The organism is Nocardia sp. NPDC088792, from assembly GCF_044750615.1.
Lineage (GTDB): Bacteria > Actinomycetota > Actinomycetes > Mycobacteriales > Mycobacteriaceae > Nocardia.
In genome coordinates, this window is record NZ_JBIVKC010000001.1 from 1379854 (window position 1) to 1399190 (window position 19337).

General features: G+C 67.6%; 16 protein-coding genes and 1 riboswitch. Of the genes, 11 read left to right on the plus strand and 5 right to left on the minus strand.

The features are described from left to right. The first annotated feature begins 101 nt into the window (after window positions 1-101). Window positions 102-935, plus strand: a complete 834-nt coding sequence (locus tag ACIP5Y_RS06765) for a helix-turn-helix transcriptional regulator (protein WP_400348212.1) — start codon at window positions 102-104, stop codon at window positions 933-935. On the opposite strand, the gene ACIP5Y_RS06770 is transcribed toward ACIP5Y_RS06765, so the two are convergent. Further along, a complete protein-coding gene (locus ACIP5Y_RS06770; protein ID WP_400348214.1) occupies window positions 904-2298 on the minus strand; it encodes a glycoside hydrolase family 27 protein in 1395 nt (464 codons plus the stop codon). The two genes, ACIP5Y_RS06765 and ACIP5Y_RS06770, sit on opposite strands and share 32 nt — an antisense overlap. 228 nt (window positions 2299-2526) lie before the next feature. On the opposite strand from ACIP5Y_RS06770, the gene ACIP5Y_RS06775 reads away from it, so the two are divergent. The 5 genes from ACIP5Y_RS06775 (at window position 2527) to ACIP5Y_RS06795 (ending at window position 7957) form a co-directional block, all read left to right on the plus strand. Then, window positions 2527-3378, plus strand: coding sequence for an alpha/beta fold hydrolase (locus tag ACIP5Y_RS06775; protein ID WP_400348216.1), 852 nt, complete (start codon window positions 2527-2529; stop codon window positions 3376-3378). Between the two features lie 167 nt (window positions 3379-3545). Continuing rightward, window positions 3546-5051, plus strand: coding sequence for a 2-methylcitrate dehydratase PrpD (gene prpD, locus ACIP5Y_RS06780; protein WP_400348218.1), 1506 nt, complete (start codon window positions 3546-3548; stop codon window positions 5049-5051). Next, window positions 5048-5962 carry a methylisocitrate lyase gene (prpB, locus tag ACIP5Y_RS06785; RefSeq protein ID WP_400348220.1) on the plus strand — a complete coding sequence of 305 codons (915 nt, stop codon included), beginning with the start codon at window positions 5048-5050 and terminating at the stop codon, window positions 5960-5962. Before prpD ends, prpB begins: the two co-directional genes overlap by 4 nt. Then, window positions 5962-7086, plus strand: coding sequence for a bifunctional 2-methylcitrate synthase/citrate synthase (locus ACIP5Y_RS06790; protein ID WP_400349174.1), 1125 nt, complete (start codon window positions 5962-5964; stop codon window positions 7084-7086). The genes prpB and ACIP5Y_RS06790 overlap by 1 nt, the downstream gene beginning before the upstream one ends. Before the next feature lie 109 nt (window positions 7087-7195). Then, the gene (locus tag ACIP5Y_RS06795) at window positions 7196-7957 is read left to right on the plus strand and encodes an SDR family oxidoreductase (protein WP_400348221.1); all 762 of its coding nucleotides are present in this window, start codon (window positions 7196-7198) and stop codon (window positions 7955-7957) included. 4 nt (window positions 7958-7961) lie between these two features. Here the strand turns inward: ACIP5Y_RS06795 and ACIP5Y_RS06800 are convergent, their stop codons facing one another. Next, on the minus strand, window positions 7962-8891 hold the full coding sequence (locus ACIP5Y_RS06800) for a DMT family transporter (RefSeq protein WP_400348223.1): 930 nt from the start codon (window positions 8889-8891) through the stop codon (window positions 7962-7964). A gap of 82 nt (window positions 8892-8973) precedes the next feature. Between ACIP5Y_RS06800 and ACIP5Y_RS06805 the strand changes: the two genes are divergently transcribed. From ACIP5Y_RS06805 to ACIP5Y_RS06815, 3 genes are all read left to right on the plus strand, one after another. Further along, window positions 8974-9864: a LysR family transcriptional regulator gene (locus ACIP5Y_RS06805; RefSeq protein WP_400348225.1), complete on the plus strand. Its 891-nt coding sequence runs from the start codon at window positions 8974-8976 to the stop codon at window positions 9862-9864. A gap of 150 nt (window positions 9865-10014) precedes the next feature. After that, the gene (locus tag ACIP5Y_RS06810) at window positions 10015-11070 is read left to right on the plus strand and encodes a LacI family DNA-binding transcriptional regulator (protein ID WP_400348226.1); all 1056 of its coding nucleotides are present in this window, start codon (window positions 10015-10017) and stop codon (window positions 11068-11070) included. 21 nt (window positions 11071-11091) lie between these two features. Further along, window positions 11092-11301, plus strand: a complete 210-nt coding sequence (locus tag ACIP5Y_RS06815; protein ID WP_400348228.1) for a hypothetical protein — start codon at window positions 11092-11094, stop codon at window positions 11299-11301. A gap of 25 nt (window positions 11302-11326) precedes the next feature. Here the strand turns inward: ACIP5Y_RS06815 and ACIP5Y_RS06820 are convergent, their stop codons facing one another. From ACIP5Y_RS06820 to ACIP5Y_RS06830, 3 genes are all read right to left on the minus strand, one after another. Then, entirely contained in the window at window positions 11327-12247 is a 921-nt protein-coding gene (locus ACIP5Y_RS06820; RefSeq protein WP_400349176.1) for a methylenetetrahydrofolate reductase, read from the minus strand. A 156-nt stretch (window positions 12248-12403) separates the two neighbouring features. Continuing rightward, window positions 12404-14668, minus strand: coding sequence for a 5-methyltetrahydropteroyltriglutamate--homocysteine S-methyltransferase (metE, locus tag ACIP5Y_RS06825; protein WP_400348230.1), 2265 nt, complete (start codon window positions 14666-14668; stop codon window positions 12404-12406). Between the two features lie 134 nt (window positions 14669-14802). Continuing rightward, window positions 14803-15019, minus strand: a riboswitch (cobalamin riboswitch). 116 nt (window positions 15020-15135) lie between these two features. Then, window positions 15136-16146: a LacI family DNA-binding transcriptional regulator gene (locus tag ACIP5Y_RS06830; RefSeq protein ID WP_400348232.1), complete on the minus strand. Its 1011-nt coding sequence runs from the start codon at window positions 16144-16146 to the stop codon at window positions 15136-15138. Window positions 16147-16277: 131 nt separating this feature from the next. On the opposite strand from ACIP5Y_RS06830, the gene ACIP5Y_RS06835 reads away from it, so the two are divergent. After that, a complete protein-coding gene (locus tag ACIP5Y_RS06835; protein WP_400348233.1) occupies window positions 16278-17636 on the plus strand; it encodes an MFS transporter in 1359 nt (452 codons plus the stop codon). A gap of 3 nt (window positions 17637-17639) precedes the next feature. Continuing rightward, window positions 17640-19310, plus strand: a complete 1671-nt coding sequence (locus tag ACIP5Y_RS06840; RefSeq protein WP_400348235.1) for a hypothetical protein — start codon at window positions 17640-17642, stop codon at window positions 19308-19310. Window positions 19311-19337 lie beyond the last annotated feature (27 nt).

Genomic DNA, 19337 nt, shown 5'->3' on the forward strand with positions numbered 1-19337 from the left:
TTCCGGCGCCGGGGTCGAGGATGCGGGCAATCGCCCGGAACAGGCAGGTCCTGGCTTCCTGGGTGTGCGGCACCCAGGATCGGCGCACGTAAGCTGTGGCAATGACCCGCAATGAGCTCGGCGAGTTCCTGCGCGCCCGTCGCTCCCGGCTGACCCCGCCGGAGGTGGGCATGCCGGTCACCGGTGCCCGCCGGGTCGCCGGTCTGCGCCGCGAGGAGGTCGCCGTGCTGGCCGGGGTCAGCGTCGACTACTACACGCGACTGGAGCAGGGCCGGGAGACGAACCCGTCCGGGCAGGTGGTCGATGCCATCGCGCGGGCCCTGCGCCTGGATGGCGATGCGCACTGGCATCTGTTCCGGCTGGCGGGCCTGCTGCCCAGGCCCGAGCCCGCCGCCGCGACCGACGAGGTCGATCCGGAGCTGCGCCGCCTCATGGACGCGTTTCCCACCGCGGTCGCCTACATCGTCAATCGGCGGTTGGAGGTGCTCGCCGCCAATGCCCTGGCCGACGCGTTGCTCGCACCGCTGGCGGATCCGCGCAACATGATGGTCTCGCTGTTCCACGATCCCGCCGCCCGGACCTTGTTCGCCGACTGGCCGATCGTGGCCCGCGATGCGGTGCAGGCGCTGCGGCTGACCACCGGACACCGGAGCGACGCCCGGACCACCGCGCTGATCGACCGACTCCTCGATACCAGTAGCGAATTCGCGGAGTTGTGGCACGACAACACCGTGCACGGTATCGGCCGCAAGACCAAGGTCTTCGACCATCCGCGGTGCGGCCGGCTCGAACTGATCTACCAGGCCTTCGACGTGCAGCAGGCCCCCGGTCTGCAACTCCTCGTCGGTACCGCCACACCGGACAGTGCCGATGCCCTCGCGATCCTGGCAACCGAGGTACAGCTCAGCAGGCGGCCGAGACTTTCAGCATCGTGACACCGTGCGGCGGGATATCGGCGCTCCGCAGCGGGCCGGTTGTGGTGGTACCGGTGTGCGCCCATAGATCCCGGACGGTGTAGCAGCCCGTCGGATGCAATCCCAGTGCGGCAGTGGTTGTTTCGATCGTGGCGGGGGTATCGGCGGTATTGAACATCGCCACCGCCGATGACCCGTCGGCGAGTGGTTTGGTGAGGATCCGCGCGTCACCGGGCAGCGGTGCGGCTTGGACGACGCCCGGATCCTGGTCTACCGCAATGACATCGGCGTCGATCAGTACAGCTCGGGTCTGCTCGGTCATGGACCGCACATCATTGCCCGCGAGCAGTGGCGCCGCGAGCATGGCCCACAGTGAGAAGTGCGCGCGTTGCTCATCGGGGTTCAGGCTGAACTGCGGCTCCCGCAGGCGGGCGATGACCTGCGGTGAAACTTCGAGGGAGGACTCCAGATACAGCATCTGATCCGTGGTGAGGGCGCCCCGCAGCACGGATTCGGGGAACCCGGCGAGATGGGTCGCGATGAATTCGGTGAGTTGCACTCCGACCACGAGCATGTCGGGATCGTTCCAGTAGCCGGGGCGGCTGCGCGCGGCCATGGGCTGCGCGGCGCCGACCTCATCCGTGACGCCGAGCAGGCTACGAGTGGTGGTCGTCGCGATCGGAAGTTCGGGTAAACCATTGTGCCACAAGGGAATCAGATCCGAGGTATTCCTGGTCATATCGGCGACCTGTGACCAGTCGTAGTCGGCGCCGGCATGCAGGTTGTTGGAACTGTTCGGATTGATGCTGTAGAGAATGCGCCGGCCACTGGCGTGCAGGGCAGCCCGCATGGCGGTGAAGACCCGGACCTGCGCGGCCAGGTCGGCATCGGACCGGCACCAGTCGTATTTGAGCATGTCGACGCCCCAGGAGGCGAAGGTGCGCGCATCGTCGGTCTCGTGCCCGAGACTGGCGTTGTCCGGTGTCTGCCCGCAGATTTCGTTGTAGGGGCTGGAGTACAGGCCCAGGTACATGCCGCGCTGATGCGCGTAATCGGCCAGCGCGGCGATGCCGTGCGGGAATCGGCGCGGATCCGCCTGCAGATTCCCGGCGAGATCACGTTCCGGATAGGCCCAGCCCGCATCGAGATCGACGTAGCGATAGCCCGCGTCCCGCATACCGGACGTGACCATCGAGTCGATGACCTCGTGGATGTTCTGCTCGGTCAACTCGATTCCGGAGTTCCACGAGTTCCACCCCATCGGCGGTGCGGTCATCTCCCCCGCCGCCGCGCGCGGCACCAGGTACGGCGGTGCGGCGGCCGCGGAGCCGAGCAGCACGGTGGCGGCGACGACCACGATGGACGGCAGGGCTCGGAATCGCACGCCGATCGTCTCCTTCGGTTCCATGGACGGCGGGGTGATCATCTACCACGGGCCGGGGTGCAAGCCTGGCAGGCACTCACAGCCACCCAGGTATCTGAGTCCGTCGGCCGCAGAGGCACCGGATCGTGTAGCGCCCCAGAACGTTCGTGTACGAATCGCGCCTTGTCGGCGCGCGTCGGCGGACGGCACGATTGCCCCGTATTCCTGGCAACTATCGGAAAGCTCTTCATGACCGAGTACTTGACCATCGGCGACGGGCGGATCGCCTACGACATTGCCGGTGCGGGACCATTGATCGTGTTGTCGCACGGAATCGGGGACCATCGGCAGACCTTCCGTTTTCTCGCGCCGCAATTGGTTGCCGCCGGATTCCGGGTCGCGAATGCCGATATCCGCGGGCACGGCGAATCCAGCATGAACTGGACCTCACACGATGGCAGCGATGCCATTTCGCGCACCGATGTCGCCGGTGACCTGCTGGCGCTGATCCGTCACCTGGGCGGGCCGGCGGTCATCATCGGCAATTCGATCTCGGGCGGCGCCGCTACCATCGCCGCGGCGCTGGGTCCCGAATCCGTCAGCGCGGTAATAGAACTCAATCCTTTCACCAGGACCCAAGGTTTCGACGCGGGCGCATTCTTCACCGTCCCCCGCTATCGCAAGGGGCTGATCCGGCTCGGGATGACTCAAATGCTGAAGAGCCTCCCGCAATGGATGCGGTACCTGGATATCGCCTTCCCGATCAAACCGGCCGACTACGAGCAGTACATGGCCGACCTGGCCGAAAAACTGCGTGCGCCCGGCAGATTCGCCGAATTCATGAAGACCGGCAAATCCACTCCGGCGGACGCCGAGGCCCAACTCCGGAACATCACCTGCCCCGCTCTGATCATCATGGGCACCGCCGACCCCGACTTCCCCGACCCGGAAGCCGAAGGCAACGCCATAGTCGCCCTCATCCCGGCAGGCCTGGGCCGGGTCGCCCTGGCCGAGGGCGGCGGCCACCACATCCAGGCCGACTCCCCCGACCGCGTCGCCGAACTCACCCTGAAATTCCTCTCCGATATCGAGCAGCGGTAGAGGCGATAGGCAGGGTGGTGGAATCCGCTGTGCTGTGTCTTCACAACATTCGCGGATTCACAAGTCGGCTGTCGCAAAAATCGGCATTTGCGAGGTGTTTCTGCGGGGGTCGGGGCTGCGTAGCGTGCGAAACGTACCGGTGAAGATATGGCTGGAGGTTTCCCACAGTGAAGAATCATCTCGTCCGCACGCATCGTTCGGCGGAGGACTTTCCGCGCGAAGAACACCTTGCCTGGCGGATCGCCGAGGTTGCGGCGGACGCCGTGGAGGTGGTTCCGGAGACCGAGGCGATGATCATCAATCGGATCATCGACAATGCGGCGGTCGCGGCCGCCTCGCTCACCCGGCGGCCTGTCGCCAATGCGCGCGCTCAGGCGCTGGCGCACCCCTACCGGCCCGGCTCGACCGTCTTCGGTGTGGACGGCCGGTACTCGCCGGAGTGGGCCGCCTGGGCCAATGGGGTCGCGGTGCGCGAACTCGACTTTCACGACACGTTCCTGGCTGCCGAGTACTCGCATCCGGGTGACAATATCCCGCCGATCCTCGCTGTCGCCCAGCATGCCGGGCGGTCCGGCCGTGACCTGATCCGTGGTCTCGCAACGGGTTACGAGATCCAGATCGATCTGGTGCGCTCGATCTGCCTGCACGAGCACAAGATCGATCATGTCGCCCATCTGGGCCCGTCGGCCGCCGCCGGGATCGGCACCCTGCTCGGCCTGGACATCGAGACCATCTATCAGGCCGTCGGCCAGGCCCTGCACACCACCACCGCCACCCGGCAGTCCCGCAAGGGCGAGATCTCCAGCTGGAAGGCGTACGCGCCGGCCTTCGCCGGGAAGATGGCCGTCGAGGCCGTCGATCGCGCACTGCGCGGCGAGGGCGCGCCCTCCCCCATCTGGGAAGGCGAAGACGGTGTCATCGCTTGGCTTTTGAGCGGGCCGACCGCGGAATACTCGGTGCCGCTGCCCGGTCCGGGCGAGCCCAAACGGGCGATCCTCGACTCCTACACGAAGGAGCACTCGGCCGAATATCAGAGCCAGGCCCCTATCGACTTGGCCCGCCGCCTGCGGGAACGGATCGGCGACCTGGATCAGATCGCGTCCATCGTGCTGCACACCAGCCATCACACACATGTGGTGATCGGCACCGGCTCCGGCGATCCGCAGAAGTTCGATCCCGGGGCTTCCCGCGAAACCCTCGACCATTCGGTCATGTACATCTTCGCGGTCGCGCTGCAGGACGGCACCTGGCATCACGAGCGTTCCTACGCGCCCGAGCGGGCGCAGCGGCCCGACACCATCGCGCTGTGGAACAAGATCAGCACCGCCGAGGATCCGGAGTGGACGCGGCGCTACCACTCCACCGACCCGAACGAGAAGGCCTTCGGCGCCCGCGCCGAGGTCACACTGAAGAGCGGTGAGGTGATCGCGGACGAACTGGCCGTCGCCGACGCACATCCGCTGGGCGCGCGGCCTTTTGCCCGGGAGCAGTACATCGCCAAGTTCCGCACCCTCGCCGAGGGCGTTGTCGCGCCCGCCGAGCAGGACCGCTTCCTCGAAGTGGTCCAGCGCGCGGGCGAACTGTCCGCGGGCGAACTGCCGGAACTCACCTGCATAGTCTCGGCGGACGTGCTCGCCCGCGCGCCGCGGTCCCCGCAGGGACTGTTCCGATGACCGGGCTGCTGGCCGCGAACACCTCCGCCGCGGACAAGCGGGCCGCATTCCGGGCGGGACTCGCCTCCGGACGCATCCAACGGTTCCCAGGCGCGTTCAATCCATTGGTGGCCAAGCTGATTCAGGAGATCGGCTTCGAAGGCGTGTATGTCTCCGGCGCGGTGCTCTCCGCCGACCTCGGGCTGCCGGATATCGGGCTCACCACGCTGACCGAGGTGGCCGGCCGCGGTCACCAGATCGCCCGGGTGACCGATCTTCCGGTACTCATCGACGCGGATACCGGATTCGGTGAGCCGATGAGCGCGGCGCGGACGGTGACCGTGCTGGAGGACGCCGGGATCGCGGGCTGCCACCTCGAAGATCAGGTCAATCCCAAACGATGCGGACACCTCGACGGCAAGGCCGTGGTGCCTATCGAGGACATGGTGCGGCGGTTACGCGCGGCCGTATCCGTCCGGCGCGACCCGAATTTCGTGATCTGCGCCCGCACCGACGCCGCGGGAATCGAAGGCATCGACGCGGCGATCGAGCGGGCGAAGGCGTATGCCGATGCCGGTGCGGACCTGATCTTCACCGAGGCGTTGAACACCGCCGCGGACTTCGCGAAGTTCCGGGCCGCCGTCCCGATTCCCTTGCTGGCCAATATGACCGAGTTCGGCAAGTCCGAACTGCTCTCGGCCACAATGCTGGAAGAGATCGGCTACAACGCGGTCATCTACCCCGTCACCACCCTGCGACTGGCCATGTACGCCGCCGAGACCGGCCTGCGGGAACTCCTCGCCACGGGCACGCAGGCGGGCCTACTGGATCGGATGCAACACCGCAGCCGCCTCTACGAACTCCTGCAATACGAGCGCTACAACGAATTCGATTCCGACATCTTCAATTTCACGCTGGGAAGGAATCAATGATGACGGATATCGCGATACCGACCATTTACAAGGGTCTCGCCGGCGTCGTCGTGGACACCACCGCCATCTCCAAGGTGGTGCCGGAGACCAACTCCCTGACCTACCGCGGCTACGCGGTCCAGGATCTCGCCGCGCACTGCGGCTTCGAACAGGTCGCCTACCTGCTCTGGCACGGCGAACTCCCCACCGATGCCCAACTGGCGCAATTCAACCAGCAGGAGCGCGCCGCCCGCCGCGCCGACCGATCCTTACTGTCGCTGGTCGCCAAACTCCCCGAGAACTGCCACCCGATGGACGTCGTCCGCACCGCGATCAGCTACCTCGGCGCCGAAGATCCGGCCGAGGACGACAACTCACCGAAGGCCAACCGCGCCAAGGCCCTTCGTATGATGGCCGTCCTGCCGACCATCGTCGCCGCCGACCATCGTCGCCGCCACGGCCTGGATCCCATTGCCCCGCATTCCCAGCTGGGCTTCGCCGAGAACTTCCTGAACATGTGCTTCGGCAAGGTGCCGTCGCCGGCGCTGGTCAAGGCCTTCGAGGTGTCGCTGATCCTCTACGCCGAACACAGCTTCAACGCCTCCACCTTCGCCGCCCGGGTCGTCACCTCCACGCTGTCGGACATCTACAGCGCGGTCACCGCCGCCATCGGCGCGCTCAAGGGCCCGCTGCACGGCGGCGCCAACGAAGCCGTCATGCACGACATGATCGAGATCGGCGACCCGGCCCTGGCCGGGGAGTGGATGCGCAACAAGCTGGCCGGGAAGGAGAAGGTCATGGGCTTCGGCCACCGGGTCTACAAGAACGGTGATTCCCGGGTGCCGACCATGAAGCAGGCCTTCCTCGACATCGCCGCCGCCACCGGCGGGCAGCAGTGGGTGCGCATGTACGAGATCCTCGAACGCACCATGAACGAGGCCACCGGCATCAAGCCCAACCTCGATTTCCCCACCGGTCCCGCGTACTACCTGCTCGGGTTCGATATCGAGGCTTTCACCCCCATCTTCGTGATGAGCCGCATCACCGGCTGGACCGCCCACATCATCGAACAGAGCGAATCCAACACCCTGATCCGCCCCCTGAGCGAATACATCGGCGTCCCACAACGTTCCGTCGTAGCCTGACCGCTTCCCGGCGACCCGATTGGACGCGCGCCGGGTCGACGGTGGGTGCGTCGCACCCATGAGAAGCGCGGCCTCCCTGCGTATCTCTCCTCCGGCCATCGTGGTGGGCATGCAGACGAACCGATCAGAGGTCCGGCACCGGGCCGACAGCAAAGTGGTACTCGTGACGGGCGCCAGTAGCGGAATCGGTGAGGCGACCGCGCGACGGCTCGCCGCCGACGGGCATCACGTGTTCGCCGGCGCGCGCCGGCTACAGCGGCTGGAACAGCTGGCCGCGGAGATCACCGGCGGTGGCGGAACTGCCGCGTTCGCGCGGTTGGATGTCACCGACGCGGCCGATTTCGCCGCCTTCGCCGCCGCGGCGATCGAGCGGTTCGGCCGGATCGACGTGCTGGTGAACAATGCCGGAGTGATGCCGCTGTCGCCGCTGGCCGCGCTGCGGACCGGCGAATGGGATCGCATGATCGATGTGAACCTGCGTGGCGTCCTGCACGGTATCGCTGCTGCCCTGCCGCGGATGCGGGAGCAGGGCAGCGGCCATATCGTGAATGTCGCCTCCGTCGGCGCGCGCGAAGTCTCACCTACCGCGGCCGTCTACTGCGCCACCAAGTACGCGGTACGGGCGATTTCCGAAGGGCTACGCCAGGAATCCGACGGTCGGGTGCGGGTCAGTCTCATCTCGCCCGGCGTCACCGAATCCGAATTGGCCGACAGCATCGGCGATCCCGAGGCTCGGGAGGCCATGCGCAGCTACCGCCGCGTCGCGCTACCGGCCAGAGCGATCGCCGACGCCATCGCCTACGCGGTGAACCAACCTGCGGACGTCGATGTCAACGAGATCACCGTCCGCCCCACCCGCAGCGTCCAATAGCCTGTCACGCGTTCTTCGGCCGGCTGGTGCGGCGCGAAATGGCCACGCCGGCAAGGCAGATCGCGCCGCCCACCAAGGCCCAGGGGGTGGGCACCTCGTCGAGTAGCAGCCAGGACATGACGATCGAGATGGCGGGCACGGCATAACTGGTGGCGGTGAGCCGGCCGGCGGGAGTGCGGCTCAGCGCGTACGACCACGCGGTGAAACCTATTGCGGTAGGGAACAATCCGAGATACACGGCGTCGATGATCGTGCGCGCCGGCGCGACAGCCAGTTCGCGCGCCAGCTGGGGCGCCCAGGGCAGCAGGACGACCGTGCCGATGACGCAGCCGAGCCAGATGGCGGTGAGTCCATCGGTGTGGCGCAATGCGGCTTTCTGCGCCAGCACCCCGACCGCGTACAGCACGGCCGCGGCCAGGCCGAGCAGCACGCCGAGCAGGTCGCGATGGCCGTCGGTGCCGACCGTGATCGCCGCGACCCCGGTCATGGAGATCAAGGCGCCGACGATCAGCGAACGCGGAAGTCCTTCGTGGAACAGCATTCCCGCACCGAAAGCCACCAGCAGTGGGGCCACGTTCACCAGCAGTGCCGCGGTACCCGCATCCACATGCCGTTCGGCGGAATTGAGCGCGACGGTGTAGCCGGCGAGCCACAGCACCGCGTAGATCGCGATGAGCAGCAACGGCTTCCGGCCGCGCGGAATCCGCTGCCACGCGCCCCGCCGGGTCAGGGCGAGCACCGTGAGTGCGGCGGCTGCCACCGCCAGCCGCATGAGGGCCATGGGGGCGGGCGACAGTGCCGGGCCCGCGTCACGTATCGCGACGAAGGCCGAGGCCCACAACACGACGGCGATCAGTGCCGCCACGGCGCTGCGCCAGTCGGGAGTGGAACCGGTGGTGGGTGCGGACGCGCGGGGCTGCAGCTCGGTGGACACCCCGCTATCGTCGCCGCCACCCATAGGACAGCACAAGTGAATAATCGAGCATCACTGTTCAGTGTGTCTGTACAATCACGGCATGCTCGACATCACCCGGCTCCAACTGCTGCGCACGGTGATCGCTACCGGCTCCCTGCGTGCCAGCGCCGCGGCCCTCGGCTACACGCCGTCGGCGGCAAGCCAGCAGCTGGCCGCGCTGCAACGGCAGACCGGGCTGCAACTCGTCGAACGTGTCGGTCGCGGCATCGAGCCCACCGCCGCGGGGCGCGCGCTGGCCACCGAATCCGAGCCGTTGTTCCAGGAGCTGAGCCGCCTCGACGGAGTAGTCGGCGACCTGCGCGAGGGACGAATGGGCAGCCTCTCCATCAGCTACGTCACCTCGGTCGGCGCCACCTGGCTGCCACCCATCGTCGACGCTCTGCGTTGCGAATTCCCCGATCTGCGCCTCGAATTGCGCATGGCGGAATTCGACACCGGGCAACCCGACATCCAGATCGTGGTTTCCGATCCCCGATCCGGCCCACCCGAAACCGCGCCCTCGGCCGCCGCTGTCATGCACCACCTCGTCTCGGACCCCTACCTGGTGGTGGTCCGCGACGATGATCCCCTCGCCGGCCACACCGACGTTCGAATGACAGACCTCGCCGACCGCCCCTGGATCGACAATGAACTCAATGACGACGTATGCCGTCGGGTGGTGCTGAACGCTTGCGCGAGCGCCGGTTTCACCCCGCGGTTCCAGGTGCACGCGCCCGACTACCGCATGGCCCTGGCCTTCGTCGCCACCGGCATCGGCATCACCGTGCTGCCCAGCCTCGCCGCCGTGGACCTGCCACCGCGAGCCATCGCCCGAAACCTGATCGCCCCCACCCCGATCCGCGATATCGCCATCGCCGTCCGCAAACCGATCGCCGACCATCCCGCGGCCCGTCGCACGGTCGACCTGTTCACCGCCGTAGCACGGACCTGATCGATCCGCCGACGTGGAAATCGGCGACCTCACCATCCGGCCGACCCGCCAGGGCTGAACGAACCTCGCCCGGAAACCGCTAGGCGGCTCCGCTCTCCTTCTGTATCGTTCTAGTAGAACGATACAGAAGGCGTTGAGGAGGGGTTGGGCGTGCCTTCGGGAGCGAATATGAAGTCGGTCGCCGCCGCGGTGGGGGTCTCGATGTCGACGGTGTCGAATGCGTACAACAAGCCTGATCAGCTGTCGGCGGAGGTTCGGGAACGGATCTTCGCGGCGGCGCGGGAGCTCGGGTACTCCGGTCCGCACGCCGCGGCACGCACGTTGCGCAGCCGGCGCGCCGGGGCGATCGGGCTGTTGCTGACGGAACAGCTGTCGTATGCGTTCTCCGATCCGTTCGCGGTCGGGCTGCTCGCCGGGCTGAGTGAGGTGGCCGAGCGGACGCGGACCGGGTTGCTGCTCATTCCCTTGCCGCGGTATGAGGCGGGTGCGGATGACGAGGCGGTGCGGGAGTCGGTCGAGACCATGCGCAATGCGGTGGTCGACGGGGTCGTCGGGTACTGCATCGATGCCGGGCATCCGGCCCTCGAGGTGATCGCGCAGCGCGGATTGCCGTTCGCGCACACCGAAGATCACGTGACGCCCGGACGGCGGGTGGTGATCGACGAGGCCGGCGCCATGCGCAGCGTCGGGACGTACCTGGCCGGGCTGGGTCATACCGAGGTCGCGATGGTGGTCGACTCCGGGCGCGCTACCGGCGCGCCGCACGAGATCACCGACCCCACCGCGCTTTACGCCAATGCCCGACTGCGGATGCAGGGGCTGCGGGAGGGGCTCGGGGCGAATGCGCGGCTGACAGTTGTTTCCGGCGGGCACAACTCGATCGAGTCCGGTGTCTCCGGGGCCGCGCTGGCCCTCGATCGCCGCGATCGCCCGACCGCGATCGCGGCCGGTGGAGATGTGCTGGCGTTCGGCGTGATCGAGGCGATGCGACAGCGGGGGCTGGCACCGGGTCGCGATATCTCCGTCACCGGGTTCGATGACATTCCCGCCGCGGCGGGCGCCGGGCTCACCACTGTCCGCCAGCCGATTCGGGACAAGGGGCAGCTGCTCGGACGCATGCTGCTCGATCCGTCCTATACCGAAGAACGCGTCGTACTGCCCACCGAACTGGTTATCCGCTCCAGCACCGGTCCGGTGCGCAGCTGACGCTCGCACGAGGAGATCGACATGCTTTCCATTGCCGGACCCATTGCCGTCAATGCGGTACGGGCGCAGGCCAATTCGGCCCTGCCCGATGCACCGGTCCTACCCGATCCGCCACCACGCGAGACCCGGTTCCGTAAGCACATCGCCGCCTTCCTGCGCGGATCCGCTCAGCGCCGAGCCCGCCTGGCCGACCGGCTCGACCCCTGCCCGGCCAACCCGATCACCTGCTGACGCCGCCGATAGCAGACCCGGCCGATCAGGCGCTCAGGGGTGCGGCGGTGACCTCGTAGCCGAGGTTGGTCAGCACCTCGCCGGTCGCCTTCGCGAAGTTTTGGGTGATGAAATGCAGGCAGGGGGCGCCCTCGGCGATGAGGCGCCGTGCCATCTCGGTGGCGATCTCGATGCCGGCGGCCCGTACCGCGGCGCGGTTCTCCTCCGGGCCGTCGCCCGCCGCGCGCCGCAGGCGGTCCAGCACCGGCTTCGGCAACTCACGACCGGACAGTTCGACCGCGCGCTGCACGGTGCGTAGCGAGGTGATCGGCATCAGCTCCGGGATGATCGGTTTCGCGCCCTCGATCGGGTCGTGCGCGGCCACCCGGTCGCGCAGGCGAAGATAATGGTCGACGTCGAAGAACATCTGGGTGATCGAATAGTCCGCTCCGGCACGGAGTTTCGCGGCGAGGAAGGCGGTGTCGGTGGCCAGGTCCGGGGAGCGGTGGTGGCCCTGCGGGAAGGACGCCACGCCCACGTGGAAGTCGCCGAGGTCGCGGACGATCCGCACCAGCTCGTCGGCGTACTCGACACCGCCCGGGTGCCTGCGCCATTCGCCGAGCGGATCCCCCGGCGGGTCACCGCGCAGCACGAGGATATTGCGGATCCCGCAATCGGCGTAAGCGCCTACCAGCGCACGCAATTCGGCCACGCTGTGCCCGACCGCGGTGAGATGCGCGACGGGCAGCAAGGTGGTCTGCTGCGCCAGCTGGCCGGTAATGCGCGCGGTCCGGTCCTTGGTGGAGCCGCCCGCACCATAGGTCATCGACACGAATGCCGGATGCATGCGCTCGAATTCGCGCACCGTCCGCCACAGCCGGGCTTCACCGGCGGCATCGCGGGGCGGATTGAACTCGACGGAGAACGGGACCCGCGGCCCGGAATGGGTGTGCAGGCTCTGCACCACCGACGGCACGCCGGAAACGATCGGTGAAAGCCGGTGCGAGCGCCACGGTATCGGACGTCCCCGGTCGGAAATGGGATACATGTTCGCCTCGAAAGTAGAAGAGATCCGAAGGCGGCCGGGGTGTTCCGCACTCGGCGGAACACCCCGGCCGTGCTGTCAGCGCAGCGACCGCGCCGCCGCGACCAGATTGCGCAGCGAAGCCGTCACCTCATCGGTGCGGCGGGTCTTCAGGCCGCAGTCCGGGTTGACCCAGAGCCGCTCGGCCGGAACGGCTTTCAGGGCCAGGGCGAGCGAGTTCTCGATCTCCTCGGTCCCCGGCACCCGCGGCGAGTGGATGTCGTACACGCCCGGACCCACACCCAGGTCGAAGCCCGCCGCATTGAGGTCGTCCAGCACCTCCATATGCGAACGCGCCGCCTCGATCGAGGTGACATCGGCATCCAGGCCCGCGATGGCCCCGATGACCTCACCGAACTCCGAATAGCAGAGGTGGGTGTGGATCTGGGTGGCATCCGCGACCCCGGAGGTCGACAGCCGGAACGCGTCCACCGCCCACTCCAGGTAGGCGGCCTGATCGGCCTTGCGCAGCGGCAGCAGTTCCCGCAGCGCCGGCTCGTCCACCTGGATGATGCCGATACCGGCCGCCTCCAGGTCGACCGTCTCGTCCCGGATCGCGAGGGCGATCTGCCGCGCGGTATCGGCCGGCGGCTGATCGTCGCGGATGAACGACCACGCCAGGATGGTCACCGGACCGGTGAGCATGCCCTTGACCGGCTTCGCGGTCAGCGACTGCGCGTAGGTGATCCACTCGACGGTCATGACCGCCGGGCGCACCACGTCGCCGTACACGATCGGCGGTCGCACGCAACGGGTTCCGTAGGACTGCACCCAGCCGTTGGCCGTGGCGGCGAAACCGTCCAGCTGTTCGGCGAAGTACTGCACCATGTCATTGCGCTCCGGCTCGCCGTGCACCAGCACGTCCAGGCCGATCTCCTCCTGCAGCGCAACGACTTCGGCGATCTCGGCGCGCATGCGCGCGTCGTACTCGGCCCGGTCGATCCCGCCCTTGCGCAGTTCCGCGCGCGCCACCCGGATCCGGCCGGTCTGCGGGTAGGAGCCGATGGTGGTGGTCGGCAGCAACGGCAGGTGCAGCCGCTCCTGCTGCAGCACGCGACGCTCGTCGGCCGGAGCGCGGCGAATCGCGTCCGCGTCCAGCCCGGCCAGGCGATCCCGCACCGCCTGCACGTGCAGCCGCCGATCGGCCTTGCGGTCCAGCACGGCGGTGCGAGCGATGTCCAGGCCACCGGCCACGGCCTCCTCGCCCCGGTGCAGCGCGGTGGCCAGCAGCACGATCTCGGCGAGCTTCTCGTTGCCGAAGGCCAGCCAGCTGCGCAGCCGCGGCTCCAGATCCGTCTCCGGCTTCAGGCTGTACGGAACATGCAGCAGCGAGCAGGAACTCGACACCGCGACCGTCACCCCGGCATTCCGCAGATCGGTCAGCCGCGGCAGGGCGTGGTCCGGATCGACGCGCCAGATATTGTGGCCGTCCACGACACCGGCCACGATCAGCTTGTCCGTGATCGACCGCGCCGCAACCACATCCGCGTCACCGCCCGCGACCAGATCGACGGCGATGCCCTCGATCCCGGTCTCCGCCAGCACCGGCAGCGCCGCACCCAGCCGCCCGAAGTACGAGGCGACCAGAATGGCCGGCCGCGCCGACAGCTCGGCCAGCCGCCGGTATGCGGTGTGCACCACGGCCAGTTCGGTTTCGGACAGATCGGTGACCAGCGACGGCTCGTCGATCTGCACCCACTTCGCACCGGCCGCGGCGAGCAGACCGAGCAGTTGCTCGTAGAGCGGCAGTAGATCGGGCAGCCGGTCCAGCAGGTTGCTGCCGTCCACCGACTTGGCCAGCTCGAGGAAGGTGATCGGGCCGACGATCACCGGCCGGGCCGGAACCCCCAGCGCCAGTGCCTCTTCCAGCTCGGCGAGCGGCTTCTCCGGGTGCAGCGAGAACTCGGTCTCCGCCGAGAGTTCGGGCACCAGGTAGTGGTAGTTGGTGTCGAACCACTTGGTCATTTCCAGCGGCGCGACCTCGGCATTGCCGCGCGCGGCCGCGAAGTAGCGGTCCAGCTCGTCGGAGATACCGAGCACCCGCTCAGGCAATGCGCCCAGCAGCACGGCGGTATCGAGCACCTGGTCGTAATACGAAAACGTGCCGACCGGAACGGAATCCAGCCCGGCGTCCCGAACCTGCGTGAGCTGCGCAGTCCGCAGCTCCCGGGCGACCTCGTGCAGTCCGGCGGCGTCGAGGCGGCCCGCCCAGTACGCTTCGGTGGCGCGCTTGAGTTCGCGATTCGGTCCGATTCGCGGCAGCCCCAGCACGGTGGCGGTGAAAGTATTGTCAGGGTTCAACATCGATGAACTCCATGGTCAGCAGTCAGAGGGACGCCACCCATTTCGAAACGTACGCTGAACGAGCCCACACGCATGATCCGTGCCCGGTCCACTCGGCGTAACGCCCGATCCACGAGGCGACGACCGCCGGATACGGCGTATCCGGCACAACGGGCAGGTCTTCGGACTCATGGGCGCCGACCCGCTCCGGGCCGACCCCGGCGCACTCGACCGGGGCTGTTCCTACCAGCCGTCGCTTCCCAGGCAGTGCGCCCAGTGCTTTTCACGGCAGTCGTTCCCATTCACCGCTGCGGGACAGTCCCGGATTCCCACCGGGTTCCCTCTCACCACGCCGATGACGCGAACGTCATCGCCGGGCTTCGACACCATCGAGCGGATCAGGGGCTCCTCGACTCCGCCTCCGGCGAACCAGCTGCACCCGCAAATATAGCGAAGTTCGCACGGGTTCCGCACCGCTACCGGTCCGATCAGGGCGGAGGCGCGGTGGAACCGCGCGTATGCAACGTCACCGGGAGGACGATGTTCGGTGTGTCGATGGGACGGTCGTGCAGCGCGTCGAGCAACAGCGACGCCGCGCGATGGCCGATTTCCCGGCGATCCACGGCAATCGTGGTCAGCGCCGGGCACAGCGAGGCGGAAGTAGGGAGATCGTCGTGACCCACCACCGAAATATCCTGCGGAACACGCAGACCCGCGTCCGCCACGGCGAGATAGGCCATGTGGGCGATGTAATCGCTGTTGGCGATGAAGGCGGTCGGACGGTCCGGCGCGGGCACCGCCAGCGCCTCGGCGATGGCGGTCCGCGCGGCCCGGGCGGACAACTCGGTGGTCACCGTCAGGGCGGTGAAGCCGAGGTCCGCGCTCAGCTGCCGGAAACGTTCGAGCCGTTCGGGGTCCGGCGACTTGTCCGCCGGGGCGACGATCATGGCGAGGCGCCGGTGCCCCAGCTCCAGCAGATGGCGGACGGCGAGATCGACCGCGGTCTCCTGATCGGTGCGGACGCTCATGGTCGGGCCACCGGCGGTATCGAGCAGGACCAGCGGCCGATCGGTGACCGAAGACCATTCCCGCACCTGCGGACTCACCCCGATCGGCGCGATGGCCAGGCCGTCGATGGCGCGGTGCTGGAAGGCGTCCAGCAGCTGCGCTTCCCGGGCCGGGTCGTAGCGGGAGGAGCCCACCATCACGTCGTAGCCTGCGGCGGCGCAGGTTTCGTCGAAACCGTCGATCACGTCCAGGAAGTGCGGATTGCGCAGATTTCGGATGAGCAGCCCGAGTACCCGGGTTCGGTTGGTGCGCAAGGCGACCGCCGAAGCATTGGGCCGATAGCCGAGTTCTTCGGCACGTTCGAGGATGCGTTCCCGCAGCTGGTCACTCACACCGGGCCGCCCGGACAAAGCCAGACTGACGGCGGAGATGGAGACCCCGAGGGACGATGCGACATCCCGCTGCGTGATCGGTGCGCTACCGGTTGCCACGAAAAGACACCCTAGCGAACGGCCACTGAACGCGAGTGAGCAGACTCTGAACTCTTGGCGAGAACCCCTGACCCGAGCCCACTGCCAGTGCTAAAACGATTGAGTACTCAGTTCCATAAGGAAGGACCACAGTGGCCCGCGATGCCTTCTCGGCCCTCGACTCCACGCAACTGACACCGTTCCATCGCAAGGTGATGGTGCTGTCGGCCGCGGGAATGTTCCTCGACGGCTACGACATCACGGTGATCGCCGTGGCGCTGCCGACCGTCACCAAGCAATGGCACCTCTCCAGCTTCATGACCGGCGCGCTCTCCGCCTCCGCCGTCATCGGAATGTTCGTGGGCGCCTTGGTCTTCGGACGGCTCACCGACCGGCTCGGCCGCAAGAAGATGTACCTGGTCAACCTGATCGGATTCGTCGTCTTCGCACTCATCGCCGCCTTCGCGCAGAACGCGTGGGAACTGCTGGTGTGCCGCTTCCTGCTCGGACTCGCCCTCGGCGCCGACTACACCATCTCCACCTCACTGCTCGCCGAATACGCGCCCGCCAAACGCCGCGGCAGCCTGATGACCCGCCTCGGCGCCACCTGGTTCATCGGCGCCGCCAGCACCTACGTCTTCGCTCTGCTGCTCCTGCCGCTCGGCCACAACATGTGGCGGGTCATGCTGGTCCTCGGCGCGGTCTTCGCGCTCATCGTGCTGTGGATGCGGCGCACCATCCCCGAATCCCCGCGCTGGCTGGCCGCACAGGGCCGCGGCGAGGAAGCCAATGCCGTCCTCACCGGACTCGGCGACACCGGCATCGACCTCACCGGACCCGCCGCGCCCGAACACAATTCGCCGTGGCGCACCCTGCTCAGCATGCCGCTGCTGCGCATGACGTTCTTCTGCTGCGGCTTCTGGTTCATGTACACGCTGTCCTACTACGGCATCACGCTGTACACGCCCACCATCCTCAAGCAGGTCACCTCCAGCACCACCGGCACCTACGTCGGATCGCTGATCATCGCGCTCATCGGCGTGGCCGGCGCCGTCATCGGCGTCAATCTGGTCGACCGGGTCGGGCGGCGGCCGCTGCTGATCGTCGGCTTCATCGGCATGTTCCTCGCACTCACCGTGCTGGCGCTGTGGCAGAGCCCCGGGCTCGCCGGACTGGTGCTGCTGCTGGGGCTCGCCGTGCTGTTCGCCAACTCCGGGCCCGGCATCGTCAACCTGGTGTACCCGAGCGAGGTCTTCCCGACCGCGGTGCGCGCCACCGCCAATGGACTCGGCACCGCCGTATCCCGCGTCGGCGCGATCATCGGCACGCTGTGGCTGCCGACGCTGATCAACTCGTCGGGCCTGCACCGGGTGCTGTGGCTGTTCGTGGGCGCGAGCATCATCGGCCTGGCCATCGCGGCGGCACTGGCGCCGGAGACCAAGGGACGCAGCCTGGAAGAACTCTCCGAGGAGTACTCCGGTTCGGCCGCAACGGAAACCGTGGGCCGCTGACCGATGACCGACCACCGAACACCCGATCACACCCTCGTGCCCGGACCCGCGCTCGACGCCGGGCAGCGCTATCACAGCCTGGTCCAGGGACCCGCCGAACCACAGTTGCCGCGCACCGACCTCGCGCCCGATCAGGAACTCGAGCCCGGCGCGGACATGGTGCGGCTCATGCGGTTCGTGCACCTGACCGATTTCCAGCTCGCCGACCCGTACTCCCCCGGCCGCCTCACCTTCCTGCACCCCCTGGCCGGGCGCCCCGGCTGGGAATCCATGTTCCCGGCCTACCGGCCACAGGAACCGGTCGCGCTGCAGGCCTTCGAGGCCACCATCCGGACCCTGCGCGAACAGACCGGCAGCGGAGCCGATTTCGTGATCAGCACCGGCGACAATATCGACAGCGCGCAGGCCAACGAGCTGAGCGCCCTGCTCGCCCTGCTCGACGGCGGGTCCGAACTGGACCCGAATTTCGGCGTGACCGAACCGGAGTCACATCCCGCGCACACGGTGTCCGGCGAGTTCTACAATCCGGAGCCGGATTCGCGCGACGCCTACAAGCTCGACCACGGCTTCCCCGACGTGCCCGGCCTGCTGGCGGCGGCGGCCCGGCCGTTCCACACGCGCGGCCTGGGCATTCCGTGGCTGGGCTGCTTCGGCAATCACGACTGCCTCGCGCAGGGCCGGGCTCCGGTCACACCGGAATTCCAGGCGCTGGTCACCGGCGATCGGCAGCCGGTGGAGCTGGGCATGGAACCGCCCGCCGATCCGATGGGCAGCTACCTCGCCGATCCCACGGCCCTCTCGCAGGGCCCGGCCGTGCCGATCCGGGCCCGCGCGGACCGGCGCGTGATCAGCCCCGCCGAATACGTACGCGCACACCTGGACAGCCCGACCGAACCGCGCGGGCACGGCTTCACCGAGCAGAACCTCGCCGAGGGCACGACGTATTACGCCTACGACGCGGTGCCGGGCGTCCGGATCATCGTGCTGGACACCACACATCCCGCCGGTCATGTCACCGGGAGTATCGGTGCCCGGCAACGCGATTGGCTCATCGAACGGCTGCTGGAGGTGCATTCCGCCTATATCGGCGCCGATGGCGAGATCGTGCATACCGGAAATCCCGATCGCGTGGTCATAGTCGCCTCACATCACGGCCTCACCATGCTCGACAATTCGACCACCGGATCGGGCGCGGCGGATGAGCCGAGATATCATGCCGCCGATCTCACGGCGCTACTGCATCGCTTCGAAAATGCCGTGCTCTGGATCGCCGGACATGAACACCGCAATTCGGTCACTCCACAGGTCCGCGCGGGCGGCGGATTCTGGCATGTGATTACCTCCGGACTCTGTGAATGGCCGTGCCAGTCCCGCGCACTGGAGTTTTTACTGCCGGAATCGAATTCATCGGATCACTTGGTTATCCGATCCACCATGCTCGACCACGCCGCCCCCGCACGACCCGGTGCGACCCTCGATTTGTGGGACCTCGCCGCACTGCACCGCGAACTCGCCTACAACGAACCGACCCGGGTCGGCGGACCGAATTCCGCCGGCAAACCATCCGACCGCAATGTGGACCTACTGGTACCGATCAGTCCGGCGCTCGCCGCCGCACTCCGCACAGCACATTCACAGAATTCATCGACCGGTGTGGTGCCCGTCACTTCATAGTCGGTAAACATACTGCAATGCCCTGTC

What these genes read in the sequence shown, in the direction of transcription:
- ACIP5Y_RS06765 (WP_400348212.1), top strand. Translation starts at nt 102, where the DNA reads ATGACCCGCAATGAGCTCGGCGAGTTCCTGCGCGCCCGTCGCTCCCGG.
- ACIP5Y_RS06775 (WP_400348216.1), top strand. Translation starts at nt 2,527, where the DNA reads ATGACCGAGTACTTGACCATCGGCGACGGGCGGATCGCCTACGACATT.
- prpB (WP_400348220.1), top strand. Translation starts at nt 5,048, where the DNA reads ATGACCGGGCTGCTGGCCGCGAACACCTCCGCCGCGGACAAGCGGGCC.
- ACIP5Y_RS06790 (WP_400349174.1), top strand. Translation starts at nt 5,962, where the DNA reads ATGACGGATATCGCGATACCGACCATTTACAAGGGTCTCGCCGGCGTC.
- ACIP5Y_RS06795 (WP_400348221.1), top strand. Translation starts at nt 7,196, where the DNA reads ATGCAGACGAACCGATCAGAGGTCCGGCACCGGGCCGACAGCAAAGTG.
- ACIP5Y_RS06805 (WP_400348225.1), top strand. Translation starts at nt 8,974, where the DNA reads ATGCTCGACATCACCCGGCTCCAACTGCTGCGCACGGTGATCGCTACC.
- ACIP5Y_RS06815 (WP_400348228.1), top strand. Translation starts at nt 11,092, where the DNA reads ATGCTTTCCATTGCCGGACCCATTGCCGTCAATGCGGTACGGGCGCAG.
- metE (WP_400348230.1), bottom strand. Translation starts at nt 14,668, where the DNA reads ATGTTGAACCCTGACAATACTTTCACCGCCACCGTGCTGGGGCTGCCG.
- ACIP5Y_RS06840 (WP_400348235.1), top strand. Translation starts at nt 17,640, where the DNA reads ATGACCGACCACCGAACACCCGATCACACCCTCGTGCCCGGACCCGCG.